This window comes from Leyella stercorea DSM 18206 (genome assembly GCF_000235885.1).
In the GTDB taxonomy this organism is placed as follows: Bacteria; Bacteroidota; Bacteroidia; order Bacteroidales; family Bacteroidaceae; genus Prevotella; species Prevotella stercorea.
This window is the reverse complement of record NZ_JH379348.1, coordinates 1-9,974: the sequence shown is the minus strand read 5'-3', so window position 1 is coordinate 9,974 and position 9,974 is coordinate 1. Positions and strand designations below refer to the sequence as shown.

General features: G+C 45.9%; 15 protein-coding genes and 1 pseudogene. 14 read left to right on the top strand and 2 right to left on the bottom strand.

Annotation, left to right across the window (positions count from 1 at the left end; all coding sequences use genetic code 11):
• The first annotated feature begins 65 nt into the window (after positions 1–65).
• From HMPREF0673_RS14020 to HMPREF0673_RS00750, 9 genes are all read left to right on the top strand, one after another.
• Positions 66–314 carry a hypothetical protein gene (locus tag HMPREF0673_RS14020; protein WP_008144947.1) on the top strand — a complete coding sequence of 83 codons (249 nt, stop codon included), beginning with the start codon at positions 66–68 and terminating at the stop codon, positions 312–314.
• A 488-nt stretch (positions 315–802) separates the two neighbouring features.
• Positions 803–1,096, top strand: a complete 294-nt coding sequence (locus tag HMPREF0673_RS00785) for a hypothetical protein (protein WP_040311579.1) — start codon at positions 803–805, stop codon at positions 1,094–1,096.
• A gap of 15 nt (positions 1,097–1,111) precedes the next feature.
• Positions 1,112–1,288, top strand: a complete 177-nt coding sequence (locus tag HMPREF0673_RS13645) for a ribonuclease P (protein WP_149918941.1) — start codon at positions 1,112–1,114, stop codon at positions 1,286–1,288.
• Positions 1,289–1,302: 14 nt separating this feature from the next.
• Positions 1,303–1,632 (top strand): hypothetical protein, encoded by a 330-nt coding sequence (locus HMPREF0673_RS00780; RefSeq protein WP_007896861.1) that lies wholly within the window; start codon positions 1,303–1,305, stop codon positions 1,630–1,632.
• An 11-nt stretch (positions 1,633–1,643) separates the two neighbouring features.
• On the top strand, positions 1,644–1,901 hold the full coding sequence (locus HMPREF0673_RS00775; protein WP_008144950.1) for a hypothetical protein: 258 nt from the start codon (positions 1,644–1,646) through the stop codon (positions 1,899–1,901).
• A gap of 681 nt (positions 1,902–2,582) precedes the next feature.
• A complete protein-coding gene (locus HMPREF0673_RS00765; protein ID WP_007896849.1) occupies positions 2,583–2,966 on the top strand; it encodes a single-stranded DNA-binding protein in 384 nt (127 codons plus the stop codon).
• A 416-nt stretch (positions 2,967–3,382) separates the two neighbouring features.
• Complete coding sequence (locus HMPREF0673_RS00760) at positions 3,383–3,697, top strand: hypothetical protein (RefSeq protein WP_007896845.1); 315 nt, start codon at positions 3,383–3,385, stop codon at positions 3,695–3,697.
• 55 nt (positions 3,698–3,752) lie between these two features.
• Entirely contained in the window at positions 3,753–4,253 is a 501-nt protein-coding gene (locus tag HMPREF0673_RS00755) for a DUF4313 domain-containing protein (RefSeq protein WP_007896843.1), read from the top strand.
• A 474-nt stretch (positions 4,254–4,727) separates the two neighbouring features.
• Complete coding sequence (locus tag HMPREF0673_RS00750) at positions 4,728–4,982, top strand: LPD11 domain-containing protein (RefSeq protein ID WP_007896841.1); 255 nt, start codon at positions 4,728–4,730, stop codon at positions 4,980–4,982.
• A gap of 91 nt (positions 4,983–5,073) precedes the next feature.
• Here the strand turns inward: HMPREF0673_RS00750 and HMPREF0673_RS14015 are convergent.
• Positions 5,074–5,382, bottom strand: a pseudogene (locus HMPREF0673_RS14015) (HU family DNA-binding protein).
• A 233-nt stretch (positions 5,383–5,615) separates the two neighbouring features.
• Positions 5,616–6,260: a recombinase family protein gene (locus HMPREF0673_RS00740; RefSeq protein ID WP_155819219.1), complete on the bottom strand. Its 645-nt coding sequence runs from the start codon at positions 6,258–6,260 to the stop codon at positions 5,616–5,618.
• Positions 6,261–6,497: 237 nt separating this feature from the next.
• On the opposite strand from HMPREF0673_RS00740, the gene HMPREF0673_RS00735 reads away from it, so the two are divergent.
• From HMPREF0673_RS00735 to HMPREF0673_RS00715, 5 genes are read left to right on the top strand one after another with little or no spacing between them, the layout of a single operon-like run.
• Positions 6,498–7,547 carry a hypothetical protein gene (locus tag HMPREF0673_RS00735; protein ID WP_040311580.1) on the top strand — a complete coding sequence of 350 codons (1,050 nt, stop codon included), beginning with the start codon at positions 6,498–6,500 and terminating at the stop codon, positions 7,545–7,547.
• 13 nt (positions 7,548–7,560) lie between these two features.
• Positions 7,561–8,007 carry a hypothetical protein gene (locus HMPREF0673_RS00730; RefSeq protein ID WP_149963081.1) on the top strand — a complete coding sequence of 149 codons (447 nt, stop codon included), beginning with the start codon at positions 7,561–7,563 and terminating at the stop codon, positions 8,005–8,007.
• A gap of 10 nt (positions 8,008–8,017) precedes the next feature.
• The gene (locus tag HMPREF0673_RS00725; protein WP_040596142.1) at positions 8,018–8,413 is read left to right on the top strand and encodes a hypothetical protein; all 396 of its coding nucleotides are present in this window, start codon (positions 8,018–8,020) and stop codon (positions 8,411–8,413) included.
• Positions 8,410–8,967: a hypothetical protein gene (locus HMPREF0673_RS00720; RefSeq protein WP_007896827.1), complete on the top strand. Its 558-nt coding sequence runs from the start codon at positions 8,410–8,412 to the stop codon at positions 8,965–8,967. The genes HMPREF0673_RS00725 and HMPREF0673_RS00720 overlap by 4 nt, the downstream gene beginning before the upstream one ends.
• Before the next feature lie 24 nt (positions 8,968–8,991).
• On the top strand, positions 8,992–9,852 hold the full coding sequence (locus HMPREF0673_RS00715; RefSeq protein ID WP_007896824.1) for a hypothetical protein: 861 nt from the start codon (positions 8,992–8,994) through the stop codon (positions 9,850–9,852).
• Positions 9,853–9,974 lie beyond the last annotated feature (122 nt).

Below are 9,974 nucleotides of genomic sequence, written 5' to 3'. Positions count from 1 at the left end.
AATAATATTACATAGCTAAAATTTACATATCTAATACACTAATATATAATGCTTTACAAAACTACATGATTGAATTAAGAAACAAATTAGAAACAAAAAGTGAATTTTATCCATTTTCCTGTTTTTTCTTTTGCACTCTGTTTCTTTGCTTGCAGTTGCTTGCCTTTGGAGTGAAAATTCAAGCTGCTCTATTTGATTTTTGTTCCTTGGGTTTACAAATCAGATTAAGGCTTGCACTGATGTTTTTTTTGCAGCCAAAAGAGAAAAGTGCAAGCCCGTCATCCTCTAAAGTTGCATCACTTCTACAAATCTAATTCTTTTTATGCAGGCAGCCAAATATGACTGCCTATATTTAGTTTAATTTAGTTTAGCATATATATAAGGCTAACAAACCAAACTAAACTGGATTTACAGCTCACTTCCCGACCATCCTTCCTTTTCCCATTTTACTCTCTGGAAGGTCTCCCTTGTCTTTCTCTTTTGGCTGCAAACCCTTTTTACATTCCCATCACACCCTTTGCACGCAATCATCTCCCATGTTTCTCCCGGCATTTCGCATACTAACTTCCGGTCTGGCTGATGAAAATTGTGTCGCAAAGGTACTTGCCATGCCTTTCTTGTATGCAAGGTCATTGCCTGATGGTTTACGACAAAATCTCCACACTCGGCTTCGCTGAGGTAGTATTTGGTCTGAAAACCTTGCATAAAGAGCCATGCCACCTTTTGTGGCGACATAATTTATCAAGCCCGAAAGTAGATGAAATGCTACAGGAGGGAATATAAGAACTTAAAATTTAGGATTATGGCGAACTATGCAACAAACATCTTCTACGCAAGAACAGAGTGTTCAAAAGACCTTGATACGATAGAGGAGTTTCTGGACAGAACATTCAACGGCTATATCAATCGTCAGAACGATTGCATTGATGCGGAATTTTCCTCACGTTGGGAATACCCCGAAGAAGAAATCAGCAAATTGATAGCATCCCTGGCAAACAAGAACAAAGTCTATATCAAGATTCTGTCCTATGAGTTTGATAGTGATTATGTCAGCTTCAGGATATTCTCACAAGGCAAGTGGAACGTTAAGTTATAACCTTCAAATCATACGATTATGTTTTACGAGGAAGACAGCGAAATTATCGGGTTGTCCTGCACGTTGCTTACTCCCTACAGAGGGTACACAGAAGGCACCATTGTCGGAGATTATGGCAACACAGTCATTGTCCGTCTCACCAGCGGCAAAGAAATAGAAGAATACAGAGATGAAGTGATTATCAATGATTAAACAAGACAACAGCAATGAAACAGATAGCAAGTAAATTCGTACAGTGGGATGTCCCCGAATTGGAGAAGCTGAAAGACAGCAAGGTTTACAAGTTACGGGAACGTCTTGATAATGGCGGCAAATTGAGCCGTTCCGAAAAGAACTGGCTTACACGAAGCCTGCAAGAGTGCTGCCACTTCAAATGTGGCATAGCCTTGATGGGGTATTGTTTTGACTTTTCGGATGTCCTCAAACGCTATTTCGTAAAGCAATACGGACATGTCGCCGAATACTATGCAGTTGACAAGACTTCATTGCGTTCCGTTTTGTATGGGCGCATTGAGGACATTATAGAAGTACCATAAATATCGAAAACATGAAAGTGACGATTGAACACAGCTTTTGCCCTTATTCCGAGGAGGTGACCGACCTCTATTTCCGAATCATCAATACAATTCTTTTTTCTACCGATGAAGCGGAGCTGCGTGAAAGTATGAGACAGTTGGAAGAGAAGACTCCTCTTCATGAGTATTTTACCTATGGATATGGTGCCCATCACCTTTGGGTTTGTCAAAGACGTCCGAGTGACAAGACTCTGGTCTTCAAGCACCGTATCATGTTGGTTGAGTTTTAATCAGCCAACAGATATTGGCTACCGGCTGGAATGGAACTACCCATTTCAGCCTTGCCGCCCTTCCTTTTATAATTTCTCTTTTGGCTGCGCCGTTTCCTTTTTTACAGCCGTCCATTCATGTGAAAAGCATCCCGCTTTTCTGTCTGATCCGGTTTCTGCCTTTCCCTATGGCCATTTTTTCACTCCCTCTTTTTCTGGTGCGGATACAGCAGCCACCCTCAGCTGTGTGTTCTGTCCTTGCTCCATTCGGATTGGAATGACCCTCTTCGACAGTATACTTTGAATGAATGCCGTTCTGTTTTTGCTGCCTCGACAAGCGACATTGGAAAAGTCCGGTCTCTCCGTTTTTTGTGGTTGTCCGGGAAGGTGCTTCAATTCCTGCACCAGAGAGTGGACACGAGCTTTTGCCTGCTGTTCCCTCCATTTGGTTCTCATTTTTCATCATTGCTTTTCCAACGAAGCCATCATCATTTTCCCGTTGCAAAGATAGTGTGCAGTCAGGAACGCCTTAGCAGTCTTGACCAATGGCGTAGCCGCTTCAATCTTCCTTTATCAGGCCTTTGGTTTTGTCTTCGCCAAAAATAAAGCGTATTGATGCGCTATCCTTGGTGCATCCTTTATCTGCATCTACTTTTTACCGCAGCGTAAAAATAATTTAATAACTTCTAAAAGCAATTCGATATGAAAAAGATTGAGAACACTTTCGCAGTAACAGGATTCATTGGCAAAGATGCAGAAATCCATCAGTTCACCAGTGCCAGCGTAGCACGTTTCTCTTTGGCTGTAAGCCGACTGGAGAAAAACGGAGAGGAATCCAACCGCATTTCCGCCTTCATGAATATCGAGGCATGGCGTAAGAACGAGAACACCGATTCCTTCGACATGCTGACCAAAGGTACCATGCTTACCGTCGAGGGTTATTTCAAACCAGAAGAATGGATTGACAAGGACGGTACGAAACACAACCGCATCGTGACCGTGGCTGTCAAGTTTTATCCGCCTGTTGAAAAAGAGGAGGAAGCTCCTAAAAAACAGGCAAAACCTGTGAAGAAAGGCAAGAAATGATTCCGGCCTTACAGACAAAGCGACCTTCGGGTCGCTTTATTTTTGTTCATGGACGGCTTCAGCCATTCCGCCCTTTTATAGCTTTTCCCCTGCATGTACTTCCGTACCATGCATGTACTTCCGTACCATTATAATGTCATGTCGCTCCTTTGTGTTTTTACTGCTTTTCGGGGTTCCATTCCGCAAGCCTGTTATTTTTCTCTGCAAAGTTTGATTGCCGTTTTCCGGTCCTGTCAAGGAACCGCTTTGCTGGCTGTCGGAAAATCTTCCTCTCCGTGCCTGCGAGCGTATTTTCCACATCCTCCTTGCCCGGACCGACCGCCAATTTCGTGAGCAGAAAAAAAAATCAACCTTCCGGTACAGAAACTACCAGAGGGAAAACAAACAAAATTCATCAACTTTAAAATTGTAGTGATATGACATTCAGAGAATTTATGGCAGAAAACGGCTACATGTTACAGACAACTTTTTGGAGTGATTTTTCGATAGCAGACCGCTTCGGACTTCCAGCAGTCCAAGACACTTTCAACCGAGCATTTGCAGAGTGGAAACAGAGCTACAAGTACCTCACAGAACTTATTTTGGTACTCAACCACAAAATCTGGCAGCACTACGAGGCAGCCCCGGAAATGGCAAAGCTCTACAACATCCTTTGGATGCAAGCCGACCAATACGCCATCGAGAATCTGAAAGGCAGCGAGCTGGAATATTATTATGAGGTGACGGACTGATGCCGTCATACAGATAAAGCAGATAGTTCAATCAGTTAAACTCAATAAAATAGATATGGATATTACATTTGCAATCGTCCGTGCAGAAAATGCGGACTATCTTTGCCACCATGCCAACGGCATCTATGTGGATGTCAGCAATCCAATGAGAACTTTTGTTGCCGGAGAAGATAAGTTTCGGCTTATTGAACCGGACCGTTCGTTGGAACGGAAGGAGTACAGGTTCAGAGGACAGAACTGCTATCTTGTACCTCGTTTTTATGCCAACGGGTGGCTGGCTCTTCTGTTGCAGAGCGTGGAGGATGAAAGTGAGTATATCGTCCTTTCTGTCAATTTGGAGGAAATGGATGCCCTTGGATTGCCCGACCGGACATTTATTGATGTGAACCATTATCCGGATGCCATGGCGTTTTTGAGTGCGAACGGGCTGGCAACGGATTCCGGTTACAAACGCAGGAGCGGCTTTGTGGAGTATCCGATGGTAATGCTGAATCTTGCATTGATTTACCAGCATTTCCCGAAGACATTCCAAGAAGCCGACATTGATTGTTTCTGAACAGCTGTTCCAGGCATGGATTGCTGATTGGTTTTAACGATACCGTACCGCCTTTTTCGGCACGGTATCGTTTTTTACACCCGATTTTCCAGCGACACCAGACTTTTATATATTGTCCTTTTCTCTCTTTTAGTTATTCCTTTTTCCCTCTTATAGCGGCAAGATTACCAGTCCCTTTTTATCATTTGCAATGGCGGGCAGCCTCTGATTGCATCCCGACATTTCGCTCGGGAATGTTTTCTTGTGCAAAGGTACGTCGAAAGAATGCTCTGCAAGTATCACTGTCGCTACCCGAAGTGAAATTTGACGTAACCTTCCGCAATCAAAGATTCCGGTATTCATAAAATTTCATTCCGGGTTTCTTGCTTTGCATTCCTGCTTCGCCATATGATGGGCACCAAAAAGCGACCCTTGCGATGAAGTCGGTAAATTTCAAAGCAGGGCAAATGAAACACTTTAAAAAAATAGAATAAAATGACAGTAGATGAAGTATTACAGCACGATTTGAAGTTTCGGTACATGCTACTCGGACGCCTACAGGCAGATTGCGAATATTATCTTGGTTTCGGCAACAGAAATCCCAACCGTTTGTGGGCTGGTGATGAAGAAAGGCAACTGGAGTACATGACCAGGCTCTATGACAGTTTCACCGAGGAGGAAAAACCACAATGGCTGACAAGGGAACAGATTCTGAAGTATGATACCGCCATGAGGAATATACCGGAATAAAAACAAATGCCGCACCTGCTCCAAAGACAGAGCGATGCGGCAATCATTTTTCTAATCAATTATATCAGTTATCAGTTATGAAGATTCAGTGCTATTTAGCCTCGATGCCCCCTTTTACCATGACACGAAAAGTCTTGGCAGGCTTGAAGGCAGGAACCGAATGGGCAGGGATGATGACAGTCGTATTGCTTGAAATGTTACGTCCCGTTTTCTGTGCTTTATGTTTGATTATAAAACTGCCGAACCCTCACAGAAAAACCTCTTCTCCTACAATCATCGAATCTTTCACGCTTTTCATAAACGCTTCCACTACGGCTGTTACCGTGTTCTTTTCTATACCGGTCTGCTTTGCTATCCGGTCAACAATCTCTGCCTTTGTCATGGTCTGATTAAAATGAATGATAAAATTATGCACTTACTTACCTTCTGGCTTAACGGTCACGCCGGTAGTCGCTCTGGCTGAATCCACCGAATATACCCTTCAGAATCTTGCCGACAATCCAAAACACCACGAATAATACAATCAGTTCTCCCATAAGTATTCTATATTTATACAGTTGTAATTGAATCTAAAGATACAAAATAATCTCTGAACTACAAAATAATACGGAGTGAAATTCATCCGGATTTACATCACATGTTTTCTACTCCGCTATCATCCTCTTCCGTCTTCTTCTTGACACGCGGACCGCTGGTCTGGCCACGGTCGAGCTTTACACCATATTTGTTGAGTATGCGCCATATTGAACTTTTGCTGCTGAAGCCGCTGGCAGCCCAGATATCATCGAACGAATGGCCGTTGGTGTACATGTCCACGATTTTCTTGTCTCGTTCGGCTTTGGGCAGCACTTTCGGGGCTGCCGGTGCCTTGATGCTTTGGCGCAGCCTTTCCACATGGGCAGAGTACCTGCGCAATGCCGCAATCTCCTCCGGAAACGCACCGATTATCCACAGCACGTCAGCGGCTGTCGTGGAAGGAAACAGTTCACCTCGGGTATCCACCTTGTCGTGGATGGATATGATACGTACTATCTTGATCCGGCACAGTTCAATGAATGCGGACAGTTCTCTCAGCCCGCGTGTGGCATTGCTGAACTTGACCACGACAAGTTCGTCACCTCTTTCAAGATTTGCCATAAGCTGTTTCCACATCGGACGCAATGTTTCGTGTTCGACCGTTTCTTCTACAATCTGTACACATCCGTATTGCTGCATCCATTCTCTTTCCGTGTCAAAACTTTCATTGTTTTCCCTGAATATGTAACCGACTTTTGCCATTTGATTATACATTGTTTTGATAACAAGTGCAAATATAATACTTTCCTTTAAATCCAAAATTATATTGTGGAAAAATAATCGTTTAAACGGATGGAAATCCTGTTTTTCTTTCACTTGTTTTCATTGATAATCATATTGTTAATATGATTATGAAAAAATCGCTAATTCTGACATCGAAAGAATATTATCACGATTTTTATATATAGATTTGCACTGTTTTAATATGAAATAACAAATATGGAAAGTGTAAAATCATACTGTAAAAGAGTCTGGCTGTTGACCGGAGTATGTGCCGCTTCACTGACCATTTGCGGATTGTCATCATGCGGTGACGGAAGCGGCAAGCCTTTGTCGGAAGTGGCAGAAGACCCTGCCGGAACCTACCGGAAGTATCTGTTCGATATACGAAGCCAAAAAAGTGCTTCTTTCAAGGAACTGACCCTTTACGTCCGCCAATGGCAGGAACTGAAGGATTCCGTCTTTTTTCATCTCCGCAAGGACTCGCTCATACGGGAACATCCCGACACACGTTCGGCATGTGTCCGCCTGCACGATTCAATCCGCAACGAGTTCTCACGGCTGGTTCTTTCGAAGCCGCGTACCTATCAGGAACTCCTGTCCTTCAAAAATCAGTTTTCCTCCTATGCCCGTGATACGGAACTGCTGGATGACGTACAGAAAATCCGCCCTTTCTTCCGTTCGTTGGATGACCAGCCGGCACATAAAGGAAACCGGACCCAGGTCCTTTCCGCTTACCGTTCGCTGTTGTCACGCACCAATCGTGCCGGCATACATAGCACCAAAGACCTGAGAGCCTTTATCACAAAGGAGGATGCCGTATTCCGTGCCTTCCTTGTACACCTGCATGAACTGGACGGTGAAGGTCTGACAGATGTCACCCGCAACACCGAGCAATGCTGCTCTCAGATACTCCTTGCTGCCGAACGAAAGGAAATCACCTACCGGGAGGCCATGCTTTATCTGGTCCTTCGTACCAACCGCCGGCAGATACAGAACATGCAGACCTGCATGGATGACGTCCGCAACAAGAGGGTCAAGACACCCGTACAGGCACATGCCTATATATGGATGCTCGTGCAGCCCTATTCTTCACTGGATGCTTTTTCCATGGCGTTGCTTTCCGAGGATGAGCGGAAACAGCTTGACAGGATGGCGGCCCAGACCCCTGCGGTATTCAAAAGCCTGAGCCGGATCCTGCAATCTGAAGGCACACGCCTGTCTGAACTTCCCGGAATGCTGATGGAAATTTTCATACACACGCTATAACAATATCATGAATATGTTACGACATTTTTTTGACGACTTTATGACGTTCGTCCCGCTTCAGCTGCCACAGCTGCTGGATGTGACCATCATGGAAGAGCCGCAGTTCTACGGCGACTATGCACTGCTGACCTTTCCATTGCGAGATTCCTATGACCTGGAAGAGGTAATGGATATGTTCGAGGACGACATGGAGCTGATAACGCTCTACCACCATATTCCATCGCATACGGTCAAGTTCGGTCACAGCACCTGTGCATATTCCAATCCTGCTTTCGGCCAGATGTTCAAGATGAACTGCCAGACCGGTGCGGACGGCAAGGTTGACACCATCCTTGTCACCATCTATGATTCGCTGGAGCAGATGTATGGCGAATTGTGCCTTGACCTAGATCTCCATTCCAAGGGAGGTGTGTTCAAATACAAGAAGGATAAGGAAGATGTCCTGCTGAATTTTCTATGACCGTTGCCTCATGAGGAATACGTTATATCGACAGATGGTCTATTGGATAAGGGAGTATCGTACATGGATAGAGGTCGTTGATGACAATACCTATAAGGAGTACGCACTGCCAAGGAACGGCCATATTGACTACATCGTTTCCCGGACATTGGTACTGCGGGCTTACAAGGACAAAGGCCCGTACACCAAGGGCATGACCTGGACAATCCCGGAGTATGCACTGGACAAGGCATTGGCCACCTACCGCAAGCAGGAACATACGTTCAGGCAGCGTATCAAGAAGGCTGCGATGTATCTCTCACCACGGGATGCCGAGGCCATCATCCTGCTGGCTTCCCACAACATTGTCCGTCTGGAGCTGGTGATACTGCCCATTCAAGCACGCGAAAAACCCTATTACTTATGATTTGGAACATCTTACAACTCATTTTCTGTGCCATGCTGTTTGCAGTGCCCATGGCATTATACAAGAGCAACCGCACTTTTATGGCAAGGTTCTATAACGCCATGGTATACCGTGAAAAGGCCCGTAGGCTCTATGTGCGGATCCTTTTGATCCTGCTTTTGCTTTTTCACTATGTCTATGCCTGCGGACATGTCGGCGAGTTCGGTATCCTGTTATCGACCGCAGTCTGTGCCGCTATCTATTCGTTCAGGCGGACGGACCGTTGGCTGAGACGTTTGCCCGGCAGGACATCCTCGTTTGTTGCTCTGGCAACGACTGTACTGGTCATCGGCTTTGTACCGCATCTGTACACGCTGGCAGTCACCGTCGCCTTTCTTCTTTTGGCTGCCCTGTTCTATCCCTCCGATCGGGTAATGACCGAATCCGGGGATTTAGACCGGATTACCGGATGGATGCAACATCCAGCACTGCTGGCCGAAAGCTATCATGATTATCATCACGCAAGGTTGCCGCAGGATGCGGACAGCGGCAACACTGATATATCCGCGCAATAATAACCATTCAAAAACAGATTGAAAATGAAAACCAGACAAAGAATAACTGTCCCGATACTGGCAGACAGAGAGGTGTTTGACTACCTCAAGGAGAAAGTGGGTGAACGGAAAACGAAAACAGAAGCCTATTGTGATTTGCTGGACAAGGCTCTGGCCGGTTTTGTTTCCCCCTTTTTAAGAAATCAGGAGTTTGAACTCCATCCCAACCAGTGTCATGTGACGGTTTCAGACCTTTCAGTGGAATGGCATTGGCACAGGGCTACCGTCCGTTCTTTCCTCGATGCACTGGAGGGGTTCGGCCTGCTGAGCCGTATCCGTCTTTCCAAAAGCGTCATCATTACCATGAACGTACAGAACGGCAGTTCCGTGGAGTCTTGTTCCGGACAGCAGGTGCCGGAGTTTGCCGACCTAATGCATGAGGTATTGTCCGATTGGATAACTGGCAAAACCGATACGGATGAAACCGGCTTTCGATGTGGACAGCTCATCCGCCAGGCCATGGACGGGACTGCCATGCAGGACAACCTTTCGTGTCCGGACAGTGTCACCCATATAGGTTCGGCAACCGGAGGTAACAGCCGGGCGGTGGAAATCAGCCAGGCTGCTCAGGAGTGCATCGCACTGGCCGCCCTGCAACGTGCTCTGCGGAAGTCGAGATTCGATGATGTTTCAGGAGCCATGGACTACTTCCATCTCGAACTCTACGGTGACTGGTCTGGGCTGCTCGCTACTGCCAACGAACTTTCAGGACTTCTCTTTGACGAAAGCAGGGCAAATGATGTCGGGCATGAGGAAGACCGCATAGAAGGCTTAAAAGCCCTTATAAAGCCTTTTCTTGCGCTTGCGGCAAAGGCTCAGGAGAAGTCGTACCAGACCGGAGATTAGAAACCGAATGTATAACTGCGAACAATCCGTTTCCTTTCCCGTTCTGGAGTGCTGCCGGTTATAGGAGGCATCCGGGCTTGCCCGTCTGCCACGAACTAAGGGACGGGGGAGCCTAATACCCC